Annotated in this window: 18 protein-coding genes; 11 read left to right on the plus strand and 7 right to left on the minus strand. The window is 55.3% G+C overall.

Annotated features, from left to right (window positions below; translation table 11 throughout):
• Positions 1–289 precede the first annotated feature (289 nt).
• Positions 290–1,174, plus strand: coding sequence for an EamA family transporter RarD (gene rarD / locus FJD38_RS23615; protein ID WP_122784088.1), 885 nt, complete (start codon positions 290–292; stop codon positions 1,172–1,174).
• A 95-nt stretch (positions 1,175–1,269) separates the two neighbouring features.
• Here the strand turns inward: rarD (FJD38_RS23615) and FJD38_RS23620 are convergent, their stop codons facing one another.
• Complete coding sequence (locus FJD38_RS23620; protein WP_146387908.1) at positions 1,270–2,475, minus strand: MFS transporter; 1,206 nt, start codon at positions 2,473–2,475, stop codon at positions 1,270–1,272.
• A 105-nt stretch (positions 2,476–2,580) separates the two neighbouring features.
• Here FJD38_RS23620 and FJD38_RS23625 point away from each other — a divergent pair, with 105 nt between their 5' ends.
• From FJD38_RS23625 to rarD (FJD38_RS23635), 3 genes are all read left to right on the plus strand, one after another.
• Positions 2,581–3,216, plus strand: coding sequence for a TetR/AcrR family transcriptional regulator (locus FJD38_RS23625; protein ID WP_146387910.1), 636 nt, complete (start codon positions 2,581–2,583; stop codon positions 3,214–3,216).
• Positions 3,217–3,302: 86 nt separating this feature from the next.
• Entirely contained in the window at positions 3,303–4,805 is a 1,503-nt protein-coding gene (locus FJD38_RS23630; protein ID WP_146387912.1) for an MFS transporter, read from the plus strand.
• Positions 4,806–5,078: 273 nt separating this feature from the next.
• Positions 5,079–5,960, plus strand: coding sequence for an EamA family transporter RarD (gene rarD, locus FJD38_RS23635; RefSeq protein WP_122784092.1), 882 nt, complete (start codon positions 5,079–5,081; stop codon positions 5,958–5,960).
• A 12-nt stretch (positions 5,961–5,972) separates the two neighbouring features.
• On the opposite strand, the gene FJD38_RS23640 is transcribed toward rarD (FJD38_RS23635), so the two are convergent.
• Together FJD38_RS23640 and FJD38_RS23645 are read right to left on the minus strand one after the other, a co-directional pair.
• Positions 5,973–7,268 (minus strand): ATP-binding protein, encoded by a 1,296-nt coding sequence (locus FJD38_RS23640; protein ID WP_146387914.1) that lies wholly within the window; start codon positions 7,266–7,268, stop codon positions 5,973–5,975.
• 4 nt (positions 7,269–7,272) lie between these two features.
• The gene (locus FJD38_RS23645) at positions 7,273–7,974 is read right to left on the minus strand and encodes a response regulator transcription factor (RefSeq protein ID WP_122784094.1); all 702 of its coding nucleotides are present in this window, start codon (positions 7,972–7,974) and stop codon (positions 7,273–7,275) included.
• Positions 7,975–8,148: 174 nt separating this feature from the next.
• Between FJD38_RS23645 and FJD38_RS23650 the strand changes: the two genes are divergently transcribed.
• The 3 genes from FJD38_RS23650 to FJD38_RS23660 are packed head-to-tail and all read left to right on the plus strand — an operon-like array spanning position 8,149 to position 13,104.
• The gene (locus FJD38_RS23650; RefSeq protein WP_208727543.1) at positions 8,149–9,306 is read left to right on the plus strand and encodes an efflux RND transporter periplasmic adaptor subunit; all 1,158 of its coding nucleotides are present in this window, start codon (positions 8,149–8,151) and stop codon (positions 9,304–9,306) included.
• Positions 9,307–9,308: 2 nt separating this feature from the next.
• On the plus strand, positions 9,309–12,410 hold the full coding sequence (locus tag FJD38_RS23655; RefSeq protein ID WP_146387916.1) for an efflux RND transporter permease subunit: 3,102 nt from the start codon (positions 9,309–9,311) through the stop codon (positions 12,408–12,410).
• A 55-nt stretch (positions 12,411–12,465) separates the two neighbouring features.
• Positions 12,466–13,104 (plus strand): DUF1345 domain-containing protein, encoded by a 639-nt coding sequence (locus tag FJD38_RS23660; RefSeq protein ID WP_122784110.1) that lies wholly within the window; start codon positions 12,466–12,468, stop codon positions 13,102–13,104.
• A 49-nt stretch (positions 13,105–13,153) separates the two neighbouring features.
• On the opposite strand, the gene hppD is transcribed toward FJD38_RS23660, so the two are convergent.
• Entirely contained in the window at positions 13,154–14,230 is a 1,077-nt protein-coding gene (hppD, locus tag FJD38_RS23665) for a 4-hydroxyphenylpyruvate dioxygenase (protein ID WP_122784097.1), read from the minus strand.
• Positions 14,231–14,539: 309 nt separating this feature from the next.
• Between hppD and FJD38_RS23670 the strand changes: the two genes are divergently transcribed.
• The 3 genes from FJD38_RS23670 to gloA all read left to right on the plus strand — a co-directional run bounded on the left by FJD38_RS23670 (position 14,540) and on the right by gloA (position 17,674).
• Entirely contained in the window at positions 14,540–16,090 is a 1,551-nt protein-coding gene (locus FJD38_RS23670; protein WP_146387918.1) for an EAL domain-containing protein, read from the plus strand.
• Between the two features lie 252 nt (positions 16,091–16,342).
• Positions 16,343–16,702, plus strand: a complete 360-nt coding sequence (locus FJD38_RS23675) for a histone-like nucleoid-structuring protein, MvaT/MvaU family (protein WP_122784111.1) — start codon at positions 16,343–16,345, stop codon at positions 16,700–16,702.
• A gap of 450 nt (positions 16,703–17,152) precedes the next feature.
• On the plus strand, positions 17,153–17,674 hold the full coding sequence (gene gloA / locus FJD38_RS23680; protein ID WP_122784099.1) for a lactoylglutathione lyase: 522 nt from the start codon (positions 17,153–17,155) through the stop codon (positions 17,672–17,674).
• A 56-nt stretch (positions 17,675–17,730) separates the two neighbouring features.
• Here the strand turns inward: gloA and ahpF are convergent, their stop codons facing one another.
• From ahpF to FJD38_RS23695, 3 genes are all read right to left on the minus strand, one after another.
• Positions 17,731–19,293, minus strand: coding sequence for an alkyl hydroperoxide reductase subunit F (ahpF, locus tag FJD38_RS23685; RefSeq protein ID WP_122784100.1), 1,563 nt, complete (start codon positions 19,291–19,293; stop codon positions 17,731–17,733).
• Positions 19,294–19,420: 127 nt separating this feature from the next.
• Positions 19,421–19,984, minus strand: a complete 564-nt coding sequence (gene ahpC, locus FJD38_RS23690) for an alkyl hydroperoxide reductase subunit C (protein ID WP_122784101.1) — start codon at positions 19,982–19,984, stop codon at positions 19,421–19,423.
• A gap of 172 nt (positions 19,985–20,156) precedes the next feature.
• The gene (locus FJD38_RS23695; protein ID WP_146387920.1) at positions 20,157–21,095 is read right to left on the minus strand and encodes a site-specific integrase; all 939 of its coding nucleotides are present in this window, start codon (positions 21,093–21,095) and stop codon (positions 20,157–20,159) included.
• A gap of 178 nt (positions 21,096–21,273) precedes the next feature.
• Between FJD38_RS23695 and FJD38_RS23700 the strand changes: the two genes are divergently transcribed.
• A complete protein-coding gene (locus tag FJD38_RS23700; RefSeq protein WP_146387922.1) occupies positions 21,274–22,272 on the plus strand; it encodes a DNA-binding protein in 999 nt (332 codons plus the stop codon).
• Positions 22,273–22,372: the final 100 nt, after the last annotated feature.

The raw sequence follows: 22,372 nt of genomic DNA on the forward strand, positions 1-22,372 counted from the left end.
GCCTTCACTCCGGCACTGTTATGGGGGCACGCCGCGACGGGCCATCCTTGGCCCGATCGCGGCTGGCTCGGCGTCCTGCCTCGCCACCCCCATAACAGCACCTGCGTTCAGCCTCCTGTGATGGGCCTCAGTGTCGCTCCCACTGTTTCGGTGGCGGCAGGAGGAATGTTTTAGAAGCTGCAATCTAAAAGCTGCAATCTAGAAGCTAGAACGGATTTGCCCTACAGCTCGCAGAGCCTCAAGCTACACACTTCCTAACAATCAAAAAGCGTGTTGCGACGAGGCTGTTGTGTCCAAAGGTATTGTTCTATCGGTTCTGGCATCGAGCCTGTTCGGTGTCATGTATTACTTCACATCCCTGCTCTGGCCCTTGAGCGGTGCCGAAATCTTCGGCTGGCGTATGCTCCTGACCCTGCCCTGCATGACCCTGTTCATGTGTGTTTCCGGCGATTGGCGGCTGGTGCCAAAAATTGTCTCGCGGCTGCGCCAGCAACCGCGACTGTGGGCGGTCCTGTTGGCGTCCAGCGCACTGGTGGGCCTGCAACTCTGGTTGTTTCTTTGGGCACCACTCAATGGCCATAGCCTGGATGTCTCGCTGGGCTACTTCCTGCTGCCGCTGACCATGCTGCTGACCGGGCGACTGGTGTACGGCGAACATTTGTCCCATCTGCAAAAAATCGCTGCCGCATTGGCCACGCTCGGCGTCGCCAACGAGGTCTATCGCGTGGGCGGCGTTTCATGGACCACGGCCGTGGTCGCCATCGGCTATCCCTTGTACTTCGTGCTGCGCAAACGCGCCGCAACCGACAACCTCGGCGGTCTGTGGCTCGACATGCTGCTGTTGATTCCCGTCGCTTTCTGGTTTGTACAAAGCGGTGAGCAAGGTTTTGACGTGGCTAGCCATCGCCCTGCCCTGTATGTGTTGATTCCGCTACTGGGCGGCATCAGTGCGTTGGCACTGATCAGCTACATCCTGGCCAGCCGGATGCTGGCCTTCAGTCTGTTTGGCCTACTCAGTTACGTGGAACCCGTGTTGCTGGTATTTGTCGCCTTGTTACTGGGGGAAAGCATCACCGCCGGACAATGGATGACCTATCTACCGATCTGGATGGCCGTACTGGTGTTGATGTATGAAGGTTTCAAGCATCTGGTGCGTCATCGTCGATCGGTTTGATAGCCCGTCACGCTGAGCGGCTATGCACGCAAGATCCGTGTAGCCGCTCACGATAGAAGCCGACACTTACGAAGATCAGGCGTGCAATGCCCTGATCAATGCCCCTGGATTGCCTGGCTGGTGTGCCGTTGACCTTGCGGAAAACCATGCGCCTTTGCCCTAAATGCAATGGCCAGGCTGATCAGTAGCAGCACCAGCAACACGCCAGGAAATACACTCGTTCCCCATTGGCCGAGTAACACCCCACCCAGCAGTCCACCGCAGGCAATAGCACTGTTCCAGACGACTACGTTCATGGAGAGCGCAACGTCAGAACCCTTGCCGGCGGTGTCGGCGAGTGCTGTTTGCAGCAGGGTGGCCGCACCACCAAAGGTCAGCCCCCAAATGAAGATCCCCACGTAAACGGCCACGGCGGAGCCTGAGAACACACCGAGGAAAAGCGAAACCGCTGCGAATAGTGCAAGGCTGGCCAGAACGGTTGCACGCAAGTGCCGGTCAACCAGTCGGCCCGTGAGCCAGATGCTGCCCAGCGCCGCGACACCAAATGTGAGCAAGACCACATCTACGTCACTGTTGAGCCCGGCCTTGGACACGAAGGGCGCGACATAGGTGTAAAGAATGTTGTGGGCCAGCATCCAGGTGAAGACCACTGCCAATACCGAGCGCACGCCCGGGGTGAAGAACACCTGGCGTAACGGCATGCGCTGTGAGGAAGATTGGCCCGGGTAATCAGGCACTTTGATCAGCACCCAAACGATCAACACCAAGGTCATGCCGGACATCAATCCAAAGGCCATGCGCCAGCCCATGAATCCGCCCAGCCAGGTCCCCATGGGCACACCCAACGACAACGCGATGGGCGTACCCACCATCGCTACCGCCAATGCGCGCCCCTGCAAATGAGGAGCGACCATGCGCCGCGCATAGCCCGCGATAAGGCTCCAGGCCAGTCCCGCTGACACTCCGGCGAAAAACCGTGCAACCAGCGTCAGCCAGTAATCAGAAGAGAGTGCCGTGAGCGAGTTGAATACCAGAAAGCCTGCAATGGTCACCAGCAGTACTGTTCTGCGGCGCCAGCTTTGCGTGGCAATGGTCAGCGGGATTGCCGCCAGTAACGACCCTAATGCATAGACAGTCACCATCTGTCCGGCCAGAGACGCTGAAACACTCAGACCACTGCCGATTTCGGGTAGCAAACCGGCTGGTAAGGTCTCAGTGACAATGCAAATGAAACCCGTCATCGCCAGTGCAAGCAGGGCCCCAAGCGGAAGCTTTCCGCTATGTCGCTCTTCAGTAGTCATTTGCCACCTCAATTATGTACCGATCGATACAATATGGAGATGTGCCGCGATCTCGTCAACGACTTATATATCGACTAGTATTTAAGTGATCGACAGGAGGTTCACATGGCACAGATGGGACGTCCACGCACGTTTGACCGTAGCGTGGCGATTATTCAGGCGATGCATGTGTTCTGGGAGCATGGCTATGACGCAACATCGCTCAGCCAGCTCAAGGCAAATATCGGCGGCGGCATCACCGCACCCAGCTTCTACGCTGCGTTCGGCTCAAAGCAGGCGCTGTTCAATGAGGTGATGGAGCTTTATCTGAACACCCACGGCCGCGTGACCGATAGCCTCTTTGATACCACCCTCCCCCCGAGAGAGTCGATCGAACTGACGCTGCGCCGCTCCGCGAAAATGCAATGTGAGCCCGGCCACCCCGCAGGATGCTTGGTGGCGCTGGGTCTGCTGAGCGCCTGCACGGTTGAAAGCAAAGCCATCTCCCAGCCTTTGGCTGAAGCAAGATCCTTGAACCGTGCAGGGATGGTGGCGTGTGTCGAACGCGCTATTGCATCCAGGGAGCTTTCACCGACGGTTGTGCCCGAGGCACTGGCCACGGTGTTTGACAGCTTTCTTCTGGGAATTTCAGTACTGGCCCGAGACGGTGTGCCCCTCAAACAGATAGACGATGCGGTGACGCAAGTCATGACGTTATGGGATGCATCGAGTTGCGCCGCCCGGAAATCGCCAGCCCGGTAGTATCCTCCAAGTCGCTCGGTGGTGATCTGAATGAGCGCAATACCTCAGACATTTGCGCAGTAACCGCGGCTTACTAGAGTGTGTCCATGCCTACAATGATTCCCCGCCGCTGGCTGGTTCTGTTAGCCGTCATGCTGGCCTTCCTGCCAGTGGTCATCGACATGACCATTTTGCACATCGCCGTGCCCTCGCTGACTCTGGCGCTCGGTGCCTCAGCCACTGAAGTGCTGTGGATCATCGACATTTACCCGCTGCTGATGGCAGGCCTGCTGGTGCCCATGGGCACCCTTGCCGACCGCATCGGTGACCGCCGTGTGCTGCTCACCGGGCTGGTCATATTCGGTTTCGCCTCACTGTTGGCCGCGTTCGCCCCCACCCCGGCCCTGCTCATCTGTGCACGGGTGCTGCTGGCCTTGGGCGGTTCGATGATCTTGCCCTGCGTGCTGGGCATCATTCGCCGTACCTTCGAAGACGAAAACGAGCGTGCTATGGCCCTGGGCCTATGGGGCACGGTGGGTGCCGCAGGCGCTGCACTAGGGCCATTGATTGGCGGTGCACTGCTGGAGCACTTCTGGTGGGGCTCGGCTTTTCTGATCAACGTGCCAATCATGCTGGTGGTTGCGCCGCTGGTGTTTCTCTTGCTGCCGCGCACGGTGCAAACCACACCCGGTTCTTGGGCATTGGGTCAGGCCCTGCTGCTGGTCGCCGGCATGCTGGCGCTGGTTTACAGCATCAAGGCAGCCGCCAGCGCTACGCAACCGCTAGCAGTGGCGCTGGCAGTGGCGGTGCTGGGCGTTGGCCTGCTGACCGTCTTTGTGCGCATGCAACTGCGCTCGGCGGCGCCCATGCTCGATCTGTCGTTGTTCTCACACCCGGCGATCCTGGCCGGGATGATTATGGCCACGGTGGCGACCGGCGCGTTGGCCGGCGTCGAGCTGACGCTGGCGCAAGAGCTGCAATACGTGCTGGGCAGAACACCGTTGCAGGCGGGCATCTTCATGATACCGATCATGGCTGCCGCCGCCGTGGGAGGTCCCATTGCTGGCTATCTGTCCAATTTATGCGGCTTGCGTCTGGTCGCTAGCGCATCACTGGTATTGTCCGCCCTGGCCTTGGCAGTTCTAGCCTTGGCGGACTTCAATGCGCCCGGCTTCATGGTGCCGGCGATGCTGGCGTTGCTGGGTCTGACGCTCAGCATCGGCCTGACGGCTTCGTCCATAGCCATCATGGGCTCGGTGGAGCCCAGTAAAGGCGCAGCGGCAGGTGCGCTTGAAGCGACCGCCTATGAATTGGGCACCGGATTAGGGATCACCTTTTTCGGCGTGTTTATGTCCGTTTTATTTGGCCGCAGGATTTCGCTACCCGTTGATCTCGATAACGCACTGGCAGAGGGTGCGACACGTTCGATTGGTGATAGTTACGTGGTCGCTCAACGCTTGGTCGAGCCCCAAAGCACTGCGCTGATTGAAGCGGCTAAAGAAGCTTTTTCAGCGGTGCATGAACTGCTACTGATGACATCCTCGGCAATGATGGGAATCCTGGGCATCGTCGTTTACATCATGCTTAGTAGCTACAAGGGAGGAAAGTAGCCTCGCGCTGCGCGTTCGGCTGCTACGAGAATTTTGCGTTCCTACCTACCCATCAGGCCGGCAGAAATGACCGTTAATCTTTTATTTGAAAAACACGAACGCACGTTTTAAACGGATTTGGCCCAGTATTTGCTTGGAATATTTAGATTTGATCTTGCTTAACAAGAATGAGTCCTAAGTAACTGGTTTAAAAGATGTTTGCCAATGGCCATCAACCCCCTCAAGCTACGTGCCCACTCAAATGAGTAACGTTGTAGATCCATTGAGGTTGTTGTGTCTAAAGGTATTGTTTTATCGATTTTGGCTTCCTGCTTGTTCGGCGTTCTGTACTACTTCACTTCCCTCCTCTGGCCCCTAGATGGTCAGGAAATCTTCGGCTGGCGAATACTCATTTCGCTGCCCTTTATGACTCTCTTCATTTGCCTGTCTGGTGATTGGAAATGGGTCCCGATAATTTTCAACCGCTTACGTGATAAACCTCTACTGATTCCTTGCGTGCTGATCACCAGTTTCCTGGTCGGTCTGCAACTCTGGATGTTTATGTGGGGGCCTTTGAACGGGCATGGTCTGGATGTGTCTCTGGGTTATTTCCTGCTGCCTCTGACAATGATCCTCACCGGACGCATCGTCTACGGCGAGCACCTCTCGCACTTGCAGAAAATAGCCACGGCGCTGGCCGTTGTCGGCGTGGCCAATGAGCTCTACCGCACGGGCGGTTTCTCATGGACGACACTGGTGGTGGCAATCGGCTACCCAATGTACTTCGTGCTGCGCAAAAAGATTGGTATCGATAACCTCGGCGGGCTTTGGCTGGACATGCTGCTAATGGTGCCCGTGGCTCTGTGGTTCGTACTTGCTGGCGGGCACATTGATCTCGGTGCTCAACGCCAGGCGTTGTATGCACTCGTACCGTTGATGGGTGTCATCAGCGCCGCAGCAGGCTTTGCTTACATACTTGCCAGCCGCCTGCTGCCATTCAGCCTGTTTGGTTTGCTCAGCTACGTCGAGCCAGTATTGCTGGTGGCCGTCGCGCTGTTGCTGGGTGACAACCTCGAAGACGGCCAATGGCTGACTTACGGCCCGATCTGGCTTGCCGTGGTGGTGTTGATTATCGAAGGCTTGAAACATGTGAGCCGCCAACGTCGCTCAATCTAAAGCCGGCCCGCTTCAAATCGGCAACCACAGTTTGAAGCGGGCACCGCCCAAAGGCGAAGACTCCACGTTTAACGTCCCGCCCTGGGCCTCCAGGGCGCGTCGGCTGATGGCCAACCCCAGGCCAAAGCCTCCGGTGGCTCGATCCCGACTGCGATCCAGTCGATAGAACGGCTCGAAAATACGCTCACGCTCTGCCTGCGGAATGCCGATCCCATCGTCATCGACCCACAGCTCACACCCCGCAGCAGTGATATTGACACCTAGCTCAATGCGTCTGTCGCAGTAACGCATGGCGTTGCGCAGCAGGTTTTGCAATGCGCGGGCAGTCAGGCGCGGGTCCAGCACAAAATGTCGTTGCACGCCGAGCAAGCGCACATCGAGGACAATGTCTGGTGACTCCAGCGCTTCATCGAAGCTGCCCAGAATACTGTCGATAAATTCGTCCAGCGCCACCTCAACACGTTCTGGCAGCAGTCGGGGATTTTGCAGGCGACTAAAAGACAGCAGCTCCAACACCAACTCATCCAGTTCGCGGATATGCCCAACCATTAATTGCAGACGCTCATGGCTAGCCTCGGGCAAGTCATCGCACAATACCAGTGCCAATCCAAAATCAAGCCGGGTCAAGGGCGTGCGTAATTCGTGGGACACGGCATTGAGCAGTTCACGCTGTTGGTTGAGCAGCAACTCGACATCATGGGCCATGGTGTCGAAGACGCTGGCCAGACCCTGAATATTGGAACGCGGTGATATTTGTGTGCGTGCACTTAACTGCCCTTGACCGAACTGCGCTGCCGTTCGTTTAAGGCGTTCAAGATCACGCCAGTGCGGGCGTAACCACAACAACAAGGCGCCGAGCAACGCGGCGCCAATCAGTACGTTGATGCTCCAATACAGCACATTCATGTCGAATGGATCAGGCGGCATGACCCACTCCAGGGCTAAATCGTGGTTCAGCGGCGACACCACCAAGGTTCGCCAGCCCCACTCCCCAATCCGTACAACCCCTTGGCCATGCGCCAACTGTTCCTGCTCTCTGGCGTCAAACTTGGGCGCGGTAATGGGCAGCACATTGAGACGTATGGGCTTGAACTGTTGATCAAGTTCCTGGGCCAGTGCTGACCACTGCTCCACTGGCCTCTCTTTGAACTGTTTGACCAATAGCGCTTGCATCCCCCGGGACATGTCGACGTTGTAGCTGACAAAGCGCTCATGAAAGAGCGAAACGATTATTTCGGGTACCACATAAATAGCAGCCGCGAAGGTGAAGATGGTGATCAGGTACAACCGGATCAGAACCTTGAACATGGGCTCAGCATTCCCATTCGCTACGGCTGAACAAGTAACCCTTGCCCCACACCGTTTTGATTTTGCGGGCTTCGCCAGCGCAGTCGTCGAATTTGCGCCTCAGCTTTGAGATTGCCACATCCACTGAACGGTCTGTGCCGTTGAACTCGATACCGCGCAAGCGTTGCAGAATCTGATCGCGACTCAGTACTTCGCCCGCGTGCCGGGACAGCACCACCAACAAGTTATATTCGCCGCTGGACAGTTCAACCGCCTGCCCCCGCCACGTCACTGTGCGCTCCGAGAGGTCGATACACAGATTGCCAATCACGATGCGGTCACTGGCCACGCTGGGCTCAATCAGACTGCTGCGCCTTAGCAACGTCCTGACCCTGGCCAGCAATACTCGGGGATCGCAAGGTTTTGTCACATAATCGTCGGCGCCCATCTCTAGCCCCAGCACCTGATCGTGGCTATCGTCGCGGGCGGTCAGCATCAGAATCGGTAGGCTCTGCGAGTCCGTGCGCAACAAGCGACACACCTGCAAGCCATCCAGGCCCGGTAACATCAAGTCGAGAATAACCAGATCCGGAGGATTGCTTTTCGCACGGGCACGCACTTGGTCTCCCCGGGCAATCACACTGACCTGATAGCCATTTCGCTCCAGGTAACTGGCAATCAGCTCCGACAAAGCGGCATCGTCTTCAACCAGGAGGATAGTGGGCATAATAAATGCTTACATCAGGGGAAAACCCGAAGGATATATAACCCTACGCATCTAGGTACATAACCTTCACACTTTTTTACATAGATCCTACATAGCTTCACAACGCCTCTTGCGTACTGCGCTTAGCATGCCCAGTACTTTACTGAAACATCCCGTACTTATAAGAAGGCACACCTGTTGAAAAAGCTTTTCGCCCCGCTCTGCCTTTCGGCGCTGGCATTGGCCCTGACTGCTTGTGACAAAAGTCCCGTTGCGCAAACACAAACGCCCTTGGCGAAGGTGCGCACAGAGGTGGTCGCCACGGCTCCCCTTTCGATCAGCAACGAACTGAGCGGCCGGGTAGTTGCGCCGCGTGTGGCGCAAGTCAGCGCCCGCGTCGCCGGCGTCGTTCTCAAGCGCGTATACAGCGAAGGCGCTGAAGTGAAACAAGGGGATGTGCTGTTTCTGATTGATCCGGCACCGTTAAAGGCAGACCTCGATAGCGCACAGGCAGCCCTGAGTAAATCCAGAGCCATCGCGCAGCAGGCCAAACTGCAAGAGCAGCGTTACGCCGAGCTGATCGGTATCAACGCCATCAGCCGACAGGATTACGACAACGCACAAGCTCAAGCCCAGCAAAGCAACGCCGATGTGGCCGCCAACCAGGCTGCCGTGCAGCGGGCGAAGCTGAATCTTGGTTATGCCACCGTAACCGCTCCTATCTCAGGACGTATTGGCCGGGCACTGGTCACTGAGGGGGCTCTAGTTGGCCAAGGCGAGGTAACGCCGATGGCGCGGATTCAACAGTTGAACCCGATCCAGGTTGACCTGACCCAGTCCACCCGCGACGTCGATAACTTGCGAGCGGCGTTTCGTGCCGGCGAACTGCAGCAAATAGGCAGCAATCAGGCCAAAGCAACGTTGATTCGCGACAATGGCAGCCTATATCCGTTACCGGGCAAACTGCTGTTTACCGATGTGAGCGTAGAACCCAGCACCGGGCAAATCATTTTGCGCAGTGAATTCCCCAACCCGGACCATGATCTATTGCCCGGTAGTTTTGTGCGCGTGCGTCTGGAGCAGGCGGTTAATAAGGAAGCGATCACTGTGCCGCAACGCGCGATCTTGCGCGACGGTGCAGGGGTTGCTCAAGTGCTGTTGCTGGACGCCGACAACCGGGTCAAGCAACAGCCCTTACAGCTGGGCGGCGTTCAGAATGATCGATGGATCGTCAACGAGGGGCTCAAACCCGGCGACCAGATTGTGATTGAGGGCTTGCAACATGCCCGTGTGGGCGAACAGGTACAAATCGACAACCCGACTCTTCCCCTCGCACACTCTACGGATCAGTGAGCATGCCGCAGTTTTTTATCGACCGCCCTATCTTTGCCTGGGTCGTGGCACTGTTCATCTTGTTGGCTGGGGCATTGGCCATCCCGCAACTGCCCGTGGCCAAATACCCGGTAGTCGCGCCGCCTCAAGTTGAGGTGTACGCGATCTATCCCGGTGCTTCGGCACAAACACTGGACGAAAGTGTGGTCAGCTTGATTGAGCAAGAGCTCAACGGCACTGAGGGTCTGTTGTATTTCGAATCCCAGAGCAGCCTGGGCAGCGCAAGCATTACAGCAACCTTCAAACCCGGCACCGATCCGGAAATGGCTCAAGTGGATGTGCAAAACCGTCTCAAGGCGGTGGAGTCACGCTTGCCACAAGCCGTGATTCAGCAAGGCCTGCAGGTCGAGAAAATCTCTTCGGGCTTTCTGATGCTGGTGACGCTGACCGCCGACAAGGACAGCACGCTTGATGAAGTGGCGCTCAGTGATTACCTGGCGCGCAATGTCATGAACGAAATCAAACGCGTTGAAGGCGTCGGCAAGGCACAGCTTTACGGGGCTGAACGGGCGATGCGCATCTGGATAGATCCGCAGAAACTGATAGGTTTCAACCTGACTGCCGCAGACGTCAACCAAGCGATAGCCAGCCAGAACGCCCAAGTGTCAGCAGGCAGCATTGGTGATTTACCGGGCAGCAAAACCCAGGAAATCACCGCTACGGTGTTGGTCAAAGGCCAGCTTTCCACGCCTCAGGAGTTTGGCGATATTGTTTTGCGCGCCAACCCGGACGGCTCCACCGTGCGTATCCACGATGTGGCACGGGTCGAAATTGGCAGCCAGGAATACCAGTACGGCACCCGTCTCAATGGCAAATCAGCCAGCGCTTTCAGCGTGAAGCTGGCCCCCGAAGCCAACGCCCTGAGTACCGGCAATCTGATTCGCGCGAAGATGGACGAATTGAGCCGCTACTTCCCCGCCGGGGTTTCATACACCATCCCGTACGACACCACACCCTTTGTCAAAGTCTCGATTACCAAAGTGGTCTACACGCTGGTTGAAGCGATGGTGCTGGTGTTTGCCGTGATGTTTCTGTTTTTGCAGAACGTGCGCTACACGCTGATTCCGACGCTGGTGGTGCCGGTGGCCCTGATGGGTACATTTGCGGTGATGCTGGTACTGGGTTTTTCGATCAACGTACTGACCATGTTTGGCATGGTACTGGCCATTGGTATTTTGGTAGACGATGCCATCGTCGTAGTGGAGAACGTCGAGCGAATCATGGTCAGCGAAGGTCTGTCGCCCCGTGACGCGACCCGTAAAGCGATGACACAAATCAGCGGGGCAATCATTGGTATCACCCTGGTGCTCGTCGCAGTGTTTATACCGATGGCCTTCATGCCGGGTTCGGTGGGCGTCATTTATCAGCAGTTTTCGTTGTCGATGGCCACCTCCATCCTGTTCTCGGCGTTTTTAGCCCTGTCGCTTACACCCGCATTGTGCGCCACCCTGCTCAAACCCATTGCCAAAGGCGAACACCACACCAAGGGCGGCTTCTTTGGCTGGTTCAATAAACAGTTCGATCGCTTGTCCGAGCGTTATGAGCATTGGGTCGTTCACTTGATCAAGCGCAGCGGCCGTTACCTGCTGGTTTACGGTGCATTGCTGGTGGTGTTGGTGGTGTGCTTTGCGCGCCTGCCCTCCTCCTTTTTACCTGTCGAAGATCAGGGTTACATCATCACCGATATTCAACTGCCACCTGGAGCCAGTCAAAACCGCACCGTCGAGGTGGTCAAGCAAATCGAGGCGCACAACGCCAATGAGCCGGGCGTAGGCAATACCACGATGATTCTGGGGTTCAGTTTTTCAGGTAACGGACAGAACGCAGCCCTGGCGTTCACCACCCTTAAAGACTGGTCGCAGCGGGCCGGCAAGGATTCGGCGTTTGCGATCGCTGACCGTGCCAACCAAGCCTTCGGCGAACTCAAGGATGCGATAGCTTTCGCCATCTTGCCTCCGGCTGTCAGCGGCCTGGGAACTTCAAGCGGGTTTGAATTTCGCCTGCAAGACCGTGGCAGTGTCGGTTATGACGCGTTGATGCAGGCACGTACCGAACTGCTGGGGTTGGCCGCGAAAAGTCCGGTGCTGGCCAATGTCCGCGAAAGCGCTCTGGCAGAAAGCCCGCAAGTGCAGCTTGAAGTCGATCGTAAACGCGCCAATGCCCTGGGCATTTCCTTTGCCGACATAGGCAATGTGCTGTCGACCGCCGTGGGTTCGGCCTATATCAACGACTTCCCCAATCAGGGCCGTATGCAGCGCGTCGTGGTTCAGGCTGAAGGCGATCAGCGCAGTCAGGTCGAAGACCTGCTCAAGATCAACGTGCGTAACAACCTCGGAAAAATGGTACCGCTGTCAGCCTTTGTCGAGGCCCGCTGGATCCAAGGCCCTGCGCAACTGACGCGTTACAACGGCTACCCGGCGATCAGTATTTCCGGCGAGTCGGCGCCCGGTTACAGCACCGGAGAAGCGATGATTGAGGTACAGCGTCTGGTGGATCAACTGCCTGCCGGCCTGGGCCTGGAGTGGACTGGCTTGTCTTTGCAGGAGAAGTTATCAGGGGCGCAAGCACCGATCCTGCTGGGCTTGTCGTTGCTGATCGTGTTTCTGTGCCTGGCAGCGCTGTATGAAAGCTGGTCGATACCCACTGCGGTCCTGCTCGTCGTCCCGCTGGGCGTGCTTGGCGCCGTACTGGCTGTGACCTTTCGCGGCATGCCCAACGATGTGTTCTTCAAGGTGGGCTTGATTACCATCATTGGCTTGTCGGCGAAGAATGCGATCCTGATCATCGAATTCGCCAAAACCCTGTACGACGAAGGGCATGATTTGGTGAGCGCCACGGTACAAGCTGCACGTTTGCGCTTGCGTCCGATCGTGATGACCTCACTGGCCTTCATTCTGGGCGTAGTGCCGCTGGCTTTCGCCACCGGCGCCAGTTCTGCCAGCCAGCAAGCCATCGGTACAGGCGTGATAGGCGGCATGATCGTGGCAACGCTGGCAGTGGTCTTTGTGCCGGTATTTTTTGTGGTGGTAATGAAGCTGGTCAACGCTAAACCTCGCCAGCTATAAGGGCCGCTGTACGTGCTAAGGTTCAGTTTCACACTTTACAGGGACAGTAATGTCGATGCCGCATCTAGCCCGTACACACCCTCGCTTGACCATCGCCACTGTGCTGGGTGTTGCAGTGGGGATATTCACACCCGCTGCCACGCTGACCACAAAGTTTCTTTTAGGCTGGAATGCCGCGGTCTGGCTCTATTTGCTGTTGAGCTTCTGGATGATGTTGCGCGCCAGTACCAACGATGTGAAACGCACCGCTGAAATAGAAGATGAAAATGGCAGCACGGTGCTCCTCATCGTCTGTTTTGCGGCCGTTGCCAGTTTGGTAGCCATCATCATTGAGTTATCCGATAACACCCAGATCAGTCACGCCGAGCAGTTGATGCGTTACGGACTGGCCGGCCTCACGGTGGTGGGCTCGTGGTTAATGATCGGCGTTATTTTCACCTTGCACTACGCGCAACTTTTTTACACTGATGAAGGCACGGAACCGGCCTTGCGTTTTCCTGAAGGTGAATTAAACCCTGATTATTGGGACTTCCTGTACTTCTCGTTCACCTTGAGCGTGGCGGTTCAAACATCTGATGTGATGATCGCCACCCGAGAGATGCGCAAAGCAGTACTGGGACATTCGTTACTGGGCTTTTTGTTCAACACCGCTGTATTGGGGTTTTCAATCAATATTGCGGCGGGTTTGTTTTAACGTTGACGACTCACCGTGTAGCCGCCGGACAGGGTCCGGCGGCTCAGGTTTAATCCGCCGTCAATACTCCTCGTCGCACCTGATCACGCTCGATGGATTCAAACAGCGCTTTGAAGTTGCCTTCACCAAAGCCGTCATCACCCTTGCGTTGAATAAATTCAAAAAACACCGGGCCCATCAAGGTTTCCGAGAAGATTTGCAGAAGTAATCGCTTGTCTTCCGAGTCGGAAGAACCATCCAGTAAAATGCCCCGCGCCTGAAGTTCCCCCACCGGCTCGCCATGTCCTGGCAAGCGACCTTCGAGCATTTCGTAGTAGGTTTCGGGCGGCGCAGTCATAAAGCGCATACCGATACGCTTTAGTGCATCCCAGGTCTTGATCAGATCATCGCTGAGGAAAGCCACGTGCTGAATGCCTTCGCCATTGAATTGCATCAGGAACTCTTCAATCTGCCCTGCGCCTTTGGATGACTCTTCATTCAACGGGATGCGAATCATACCATCAGGAGCCGTCATGGCCTTGGAGGTCAGACCGGTGTACTCGCCCTTGATGTCGAAGTAGCGAATTTCCCGGAAGTTAAACAGCTTCTCGTAGAAGTTCGCCCAATAAGCCATGCGCCCGCGGTAAACGTTGTGGGTCAGGTGGTCGATGATTTTCAGGCCGGCACCAACAGGATGACGATCTACACCTTCGATAAACACAAAGTCGATGTCATAGATCGAGCTGCCTTCACCGTAGCGGTCAATCAAGTACAGAGGTGCGCCACCAATGCCCTTGATCGCGGGCAAATTCAATTCCATCGGGCCCGTCGGGATTTCAATCGGCTGCGCCCCCAACTCCAGCGCACGGGCATACGCCTGTTGTGCATTGCGCACCCGAAATGCCATGCCACAGACCGACGGACCATGCTCGGCGGCAAAGTAAGAAGCGACACTGTGAGGTTCATTATTGAGAATCAGGTTGATCTCGCCCTGACGGTACAGGTGCACATCTTTGGAGCGATGGGTGGCGACCTTGGTGAAACCCATTATTTGGAAAATAGGTTCCAGGGTATTGGCGGTCGGAGATGCAAATTCGATGAACTCAAAGCCCATCAAGCCCATTGGGTTTTCGTATAGATCGGCCATTTTGGCGCCTCATCAGGATCATTTTTAGAATTAACAGAAGGTTATTTGCTAAGAATGCTGATGCTGGCAGGAGGCGCGCAGGAGATCCCGCGTACACTACGCGCCAGAAAATCACCGTAAATCAGTTGAAACCCGAATGTCTTCATGTCGACACATCTCTAACGCGGAAGAGCTCCTGAGTCCAGAAGTCATTATTCTTGTATGCGTAAATCGATTCTACAGGGCGTAATCACGTTTGTCTTACATCATGTGAAGACGTCACCAGCAATGCTAGCCTAGGGCTCACTTCCTTTATAGACAGGATCCTGAATGCCATTTAAGCCCAATCTGCACCGCAACTGGACTGAGCGCTACGCTTTGGTTGTGCTGAGCGGCTTATTACCCATCGTTTTAGGCATCGTCATCATGGTGTGGCAGACCCATCGCACACTAACACTCGAAGCCAGGCAAACCGGTGAAGAGGCGATGCGCCAGTTTGACTTGATGCTGGACAATGCCGCCCTTGCCGCCGACGTCGTATTACCGCTGGCGGGTCAGGACTGTCCGCAGGTTGAGTTGGCGCTCCGCGATCAAGTCACACGCCGGCCTTTTGTGCGCTCGGTCAATCTGGTGTGGGACAACCAGATTTATTGCACCTCTTTGTTCGGAAGCTTTAAAGAAAGCGTTGATCCCACTCGCTATGCCGACGGTGTGCTGTGGTTGATGAGCGGCAATCCTGTTACGCCTGATGAACCCCTGATGGTTTACCGTAAGCACAAGGGGCACGCCTCAGTCCTGGTCAGCCTGTATGGCTTTCATTTAGTTAACGCACTGGGGCTGATTAATCCGAAAACTCAACTATTGATTGAGGTTGGCAATAACTGGATTGATCGGTATGGCGAAGTGCACAGCCTTCCACGGGACGATTTTCCGGTCAGTCAGGTTGAGGTCGCATCAACACAATATCCCTATCGCGTGGTCGCGGGTTTTGGCAGCGGCACCGTCATGCGTCATATGATTGAGCAAAGCCCGATTCTTCTGGGGTTACTTATATTTTTGGGCGGTATTTCAGCAGCGACTGTCCTGCGCTTGAAAAAACGAGCAACTTCACCGTCGCGTGAATTGCAGCGCGGCCTTGAGGCTGAGGAGTTTGTGCCTTACTTCCAGCCGGTTGTAAAAGGTGATAACAAACAATGGGCCGGCGCCGAAGTATTGATGCGTTGGCAGCACCCCACGGAAGGACTGGTGCGCCCTGACTTATTTATCCCTTTGGCAGAACATTCCGGGTTAATTGTACCCATGACCCGTTCATTGATGCGCCAGACAGCAGAATTGCTTGCCCCTCATGTCAGCAGCATGGCCCCCCGCTTTCATATAGGGTTCAACATCACCGCACTCCACTGCCATAACCTGGAACTGATAGAGGACTGCCGTCGTTTTCTAAACGCCTTCCCCCCAGAAAGCGTCATTCTTGTATTGGAACTTACCGAGCGTGAGTTAGTGATTCCATCGCAAACAACCCACGCATTGTTTGACGCCCTGCACACTCTGGGCGTGATGATTGCTCTGGATGACTTTGGAACCGGCCACTCCAGTTTGAATTATCTACGCGAACTCAACGTTGACTACCTTAAAATTGACCAAAGCTTCGTGGCCATGATTGGCGCAGACGCACTGTCCGGGCATATTCTCGACACTATTATTGACCTGTGCGCAAAACTGGACTTGGGTATTGTTGCAGAAGGCATAGAAACACCCGAGCAAAGTGAGTACCTGTCTGCCAGGGGCGTTGATTTTCTACAAGGGTATTTATTCTCTCGACCACTCGATGCCCCCGGGTTTATCGAGGCCTTGCTGGCTCACCGAGTTAACCCAGGTTAACTAAAATGCGGGGGCGAGCTTACATCGAGCGGTGTGTTTAAGTTTTTTTTAATTTGTAGGCCTGCACGACTTGGCAGTTTCGTCATTAAGATCTACAATTTTTTTCAGATATTTAAAGATGATCAATGTGCACTAACGAAACTTCGCGACGACAGTGCTTTGTGTTTAGGCACCGTCCCTGACAGTTTCGTATCTCTCAACCAACAATTGCTCAGGTCATTATTGACCGGGCCTGTGAGTGGAGTAATGACTTTGTCTAGACTTGCTGAATTCCGTGCTGCAGAAAAAGCGCTTCAAGAGCAGCTGGCTCAATTGGAAGCACTCAAAAACGATGCTGGACTCAAGAAGGAAATCGAGTTTGAGCAAAAACTTCAGGACCTGATGAAGTCGTACGGCAAAAACCTTCGGGACATTATTGCAATTCTCGACCCCAATCCGTCGACGGCAAAAGTTTCGGCAGCGCCCAAACAGCGTAAAGCTCGGGTACTGAAGGTTTATCAAAACCCGCACACCGGCGAACTTATCGAAACTAAAGGCGGTAATCACCGCGGCCTTAAAGCCTGGAAAGAACAATACGGCGCAGAAACAGTAGACTCCTGGCTGCGCCGTTAACAGACGCCAGTAATAGACCTGCCGGAGCACTGAGATTGGCTTTGGCAGGTCAGCACTCCCCTCTCCCCCAACACTGCTTTTAAGCGGTGTTTTTTATACTCGTTTTTTAAGGTGTGGGCGCTTTTTAGAACTGATTGAGTTAGAAACTTCTGCTCACCGTTTCTCAGGTTCCATTAGGCGCAAACTTGGAAAAACGACGATATTTTTCACAAATTTTTCACGCTATCAGTCACACCATAGAGGCTGCTAAAGGACTAGCGCCCCATGCCCGCTTCGGCGGGCTTCTCTTTGCCTGAAATTCGTTAAAACCCGCCTCCCGCACTCAACTGCCCCACGCAGATGCGCCCCTTGACCGAAATCGGGTTTGGCGCAGGCCGTCACATTCCGTATCATTCCTGCCTCACGCTCATCGTAGCGACCGACTCAACACGCATTACTTTCGGAGGGTTCATGAGCCTGCAAGAACTGAACAACATTCCCGGCGTAACGGCCGCTCCCGACAGCGCAACAGAAAATTTCGTATTCAACCACACCATGCTACGTGTCAAGAACATCGAGAAATCCCTGGATTTCTACACCCGTGTTCTCGGCTTTTCGCTGGTTGAAAAACGCGACTTCCCAGAGGCTGAGTTCAGCCTGTACTTCCTCGCGCTGGTCGACAAGGCTCAAATACCAGCCGATGACGCTGCACGCACTGTCTGGATGAAATCCATTCCTGGCATTCTGGAGCTGACGCACAACCACGGCTCGGAAACCGACGCCAGTGTTGTTTACCATAATGGCAACACCGATCCGCGCGGCTTTGGTCATATCTGCATTTCGGTGCCGGATATCGTGACTGCCTGCGAGCGTTTCGAAGCGTTGGGCGTTGATTTCCAAAAGCGCCTGAGCGATGGCCGCATGAAGTCGCTGGCCTTCCTTAAAGACCCGGACGGTTACTGGGTCGAGATTATCCAGCCGCAACCGATGTAAAAGTCGGACGCAAAAAAAACCCATGATCGCTCATGGGTTTTTTCATTTCAGACCTGTCAGTCCGGCGCAGACGTACGGATCAGATGGTCAAACGCGCTCAGGGAAGCTTTAGCCCCCTCGCCAATTGCAATCACGATCTGCTTGTACGGAACGGTGGTCACGTCACCGGCAGCAAAAATGCCGGGGATAGACGTTTCACCGCGAGCGTCGACAACGATCTCGCCGCGTGGCGTAAGCTCGATGGTGCCTTTGAGCCAATCGGTATTAGGCAGCAAACCAATCTGTACAAAGATGCCTTCCAGCTCGACGTTGTGCACGACTTCCGTTGCACGGTCTTTGTAGCGCAGACCATTAACCTTCTGACCATCACCTGTAACTTCGGTGGTTTGGGCATTGGTGATGACGGTCACGTTCGGCAAGCTGTTCAACTTACGCTGCAACACGGCATCAGCGCGCAATTTAGTATCAAACTCAAGCAACGTTACGTGGGCAACGATACCCGCCAAGTCAATGGCCGCTTCAACACCCGAGTTACCACCACCGATCACAGCAACACGTTTGCCTTTAAACAGCGGGCCGTCACAGTGCGGGCAGTACGCCACGCCGCGGCTACGGTATTGTTGCTCACCCGGCACATTCATTTCACGCCAGCGAGCACCCGTTGCCAGAATCACGGTTTTGGCTTTAAGCGATGCGCCACTGGCGAATTTGACTTCGTGTAACTCGCCCGCTTTACCCGGCAACAACTGGTCGGCACGTTGCAGGTTCATGATGTCGACGTCGTATTGCTTGACGTGCTCTTCCAGTGCAGTGGCCAGTTTCGGGCCTTCTGTTTCCTGGACGGAGATAAAATTCTCGATGGCCATGGTATCGAGAACCTGACCGCCAAAGCGTTCCGCTGCAACACCGGTGCGAATACCTTTACGCGCCGCATAGATAGCCGCTGCTGCGCCGGCAGGGCCACCGCCAATCACCAACACATCAAAGGCTTCTTTGGCGTTGATTTTTTCGGCTTGACGCTCAATGGCGCTGGTGTCCAGCTTGGCAAGGATCTCTTCCAGCCCCATACGACCCTGGCCGAAGTTAACCCCGTTCAAATACACACTAGGCACGGCCATCACTTGACGGTCGTTCACTTCATCCTGGAACAGTGCACCGTCAATCGCCACGTGGCGAATGTTCGGGTTCAGCACCGCCATCAAGTTCAGCGCCTGTACAACGTCCGGGCAGTTCTGACAGGACAGCGAGAAGTAAGTCTCGAAATTAAACTCGCCCTTCAGAGAGCGGATTTGCTCAATCACTTCAGGACTGGCTTTCGATGGGTGGCCGCCGACTTGCAGCAAGGCCAGCACCAACGAAGTAAATTCGTGGCCCATTGGGATGCCTGCAAAACGCAGGCTGATATCGCCGCCTGGGCGGTTCAGCGAGAACGAAGGCTTACGCGCATCGTTGCCGTTGTCCAGCAAGGTAATAAGGCTGGAAAGACTGGCGATTTCTTTTAACAGGTCATGCATTTCACGGGATTTCGCACCGTCGTCGAGAGAAGCAACGATCTCGATCGGTTGGGTGACCCGCTCCAGGTATGACTTCAACTGTGCTTTTAGATTGGCGTCCAACATACGGGCGATCTCCTTAATACTGAATTCTGTGTAAAAAAAACGCCCGAGCGAATGTCGCCCGGGCGTTTTGAGGGCGATGCAGCTTACAACTCAGGTGCGGATCACCGCCCTAGGGTTCATCACGGACTTAGATCTTGCCGACCAGGTCCAGCGATGGAGCGAGAGTGGACTCGCCTTCTTTCCATTTAGCTGGGCAAACTTCGCCTGGGTGAGCAGCGACGTATTGAGCAGCTTTGATTTTGCGCAGCAGCTCGGAAGCGTCACGACCAACACCGCCATCGTTCAGCTCAACGATTTTGATCTGGCCTTCTGGGTTGATCACGAACGTACCGCGGTCAGCCAGGCCTGCTTCTTCGATCAGCACGTCGAAGTTGCGGGAGATGGTCAGCGTTGGGTCGCCGATCATGGTGTACTGGATTTTGCCGATGGCTGGCGAAGTGTTGTGCCAGGCAGCGTGAGCAAAGTGGGTGTCAGTCGACACGCTGAAGATTTCAACGCCGAGCTTTTTAAACTCATCGTAGTTGTCAGCCAGGTCTTCCAGCTCAGTTGGGCAAACGAAGGTGAAGTCGGCTGGGTAAAAGAAAACGACCGACCACTTGCCTTTCAGGTCAGCGTCCGACACTTCTACGAAGTTGCCGTTTTTGTAAGCGGTAGCTTTGAACGGTTTTACTTGGCTGTTGATGATAGGCATCGTTGACTCTCCGTCAGGGTTGAAAAGTTGATGGGGTGAATCCTAACAACTCAAAGTGTATCTGGCTCATTGGTAAAGCTGATGCTGACGATTGGTTTTAGCTATCAGGGGTACCTATAAATAGCCGAAAACTAAATATGGCTTACCTTGACGGTTTTCAACCTGACGTCGGTCAGCTCCCAATGTGTTTTTGCGCGGTAATACTCATCCCGGTAAAGGGAGACGCTTCAACATAGCGCATGGCTGACTTGATGTCTTTCCAGCCGACGTAATTCATCAGCGACTTCAAGTCCCAACCACTTTGATGCGCCCATGTTGCAAAACCACGACGCAGCGAGTGACTGGTGTAATGCTCAGCCGCGATGCCAGCACGCTCCAGCGCCTGGCGCAGCAGTGGGATCACGCTATTGGCGTGTAACCCCTCCTCCCCCAGATTGCCCCAGCGATCGATCCCGCGAAAAACCGGCCCCCGCACCAGGGCCGCCGTATTAATCCACTCGATATATGCGCGCACCGGGCATAGACGCTGGAGTGCCGGGGTCTGGAAGGTTTTACCGAGGTTGTCGCGATCGCTTTTGCTGCGCGGCAAGTACAAGGTAATGCCCGCCCCCGGCACCGCTTGCACATGTTCTATCTGCAAGCGGCATAACTCATCGCTACGGAACCCTCGCCAAAAGCCGAGCAAGATCAACGCAGCGTCGCGTCGTGCGCGCAACAACCCCGGCTGGTCGGCGTTGGCTTGCGCGGTTTGCGCTTCGCCTTCAAGCCAGTCGATCACCTGCTCCAAGTGCTGCAACTGCAATGGCTGAGCCTGTTTCTCTTGTACCGGGTGCAAAGCTCGAATGCCCTTGAACACCTTGCGCACCACGGGTGCCTTGGTGGGGTCGGCAAACCCCTGACTGTTATGCCATTGAGCGAGGGCCGACAGGCGCAGCTTGAGGGTGTTAATCGACAACTGACCGGCGTGCGCCACCAGATACCGCGCCACGCTGTCACTGGTGGCGGGCAAAAACCCGCCCCACGTCACTTCGAAATGCTCAATGGCTGCCCGATAGCTACGGCGGGTGTTATCGCGGGTCGCGGCGTTTAAGTAGCGATCCAACTCGCTCATGGGCAGTTCTCTTGGTTTCTGTACTGAAAGCGGGCCTTAAAAGCACGTTTAAGGCTCTAGCACGGGATAATACCAGTATATCCCGCCTCAACAATCTTAAATAATGACAAAATTACCGTATCATAATAGTATGTAATTACATGATACATACCACAGTACATAATCGTAGGAGAAAGCCATGGCTCGTGGCGGCGTGAACAAGGCGGTGGTGCAAATTGCACGCACGGCGATCCTGGCCCGAGGTGAACACCCGAGCATTGATGCGGTACGTATCGAAATGGGAAATACCGGGTCAAAAACCACCATCCACCGCTACCTGAAAGAGCTGGATGAAGTGGACGCACGCCGGGGTGCACCACAGGAGCAGATTGGGGATGAGCTGACCGAATTGGTCGCCCGCCTTGCCCGACGCCTGCAAGAACAGGCACAAGAGCCGATTGACCGGGCGCAGTTGCACTACGAACAGCTCAAGGCAGAGCTCCAGGCACAACTGGACGAAGCTCAACAGATCCAAGCACAGCAGGAGCAACAGCTCGACGTTCAGCGTGCAGCACTGGCCCAAGAGACCGCGAACCTGGCCTCCACCCTCTCCATGCTGCAAACCGAGCAAACCCGCAACGCCGCGCTCAATCAGGCTTGCACAGACTTTGAACTGCGCTTGCAAGACCGTGACGAGCAGATTCGCTCGCTCGAAGACAAACACCTGCATGCCCGAGATGCACTTGAGCACTATCGCAGCGCCGTCAAAGAGCAGCGCGAGCAGGACCAAAGTCGCCATGAAGGGCAGGTTCAGCAGATACAAATGGAACTGCGCCAGGCGCAGCAAAGCGCACTGGTGCGTCAAGACGAGATCACCCAGCTGCATCGCGACAACGAGCGAGTGCACAGTGAAAGCCGCGCCATAAACAAAGAACTGAATCAGGCCAACGACCAACTGCACAAGCTGGGCAACCTGAATGAGCAGCTCAGCAAGCAACTGAACCAGCTTGAAAGCGAACGCACACTCCTGCAAGAGCGCCTGCGCGTCGCGCTACAGGAAAGCGAAGGGATGCAGCAGGCTCACAGCAAGCACCAGGAAATAAGCACTGCCTTGAGTGAGCGGGCATTCAAAGCCGAGGCCGCGCTGGAAGCGCTTAAAGCGTTGAAAGAACTGCCAGAAGAGTCTAAAGAAGACTAGATATCCATCGGCGCTCTGGCGTGCGGGGAACTGCGCTAGGCCCTGTACGAAATGCATCTACGCTCGGTGATGCTGCGTTTAAAACATTTCGTACAGACCC

The sequence above is a fragment of the Pseudomonas saxonica genome, assembly GCF_007858365.1.
Taxonomy (GTDB): Bacteria; Pseudomonadota; Gammaproteobacteria; order Pseudomonadales; family Pseudomonadaceae; genus Aquipseudomonas; species Aquipseudomonas saxonica.